The organism is Vallitalea maricola (assembly GCF_036985595.1).
In the GTDB taxonomy this organism is placed as follows: Bacteria; Bacillota; Clostridia; order Lachnospirales; family Vallitaleaceae; genus Vallitalea; species Vallitalea maricola.
The window spans coordinates 1-244 of the sequence record NZ_BTPU01000381.1 but is presented as its reverse complement, the minus strand read 5'-3'; the positions used below and the strand labels follow the sequence as shown (position 1 = coordinate 244).

The 244-nt window shown below is 29.5% G+C and carries 1 protein-coding gene; it reads right to left on the bottom strand.

Annotation, left to right across the window (positions count from 1 at the left end; translation table 11 throughout):
- Window positions 1-16: 16 nt before the first annotated feature.
- Window positions 17-244 (bottom strand): hypothetical protein (locus AACQ14_RS24395; protein WP_339366123.1); only part of this gene is annotated, 228 nt, incomplete at its 5' end.

The following is a 244-nucleotide window of genomic DNA, read 5'->3' as shown; positions in this document are numbered from 1 at the left end:
GATGTGTGGAATATAACTAATATACCACACATCCATTATAAGTAATGGCTTCAAATATGACATAATCATCTTTAAATAATTTGACTTTGATTTTTGCTGACATACTTTCTATGATTTTTCGGTTCATGTTACCATTTTTAGGTGCTATAAGTATGTTATTATCGCTGCACATACTTCTGACTTCTAAATTATAATTACCTTGGGACAATTCTATGTGCAGATTATTTTTGGAGCAAAGAAGTTT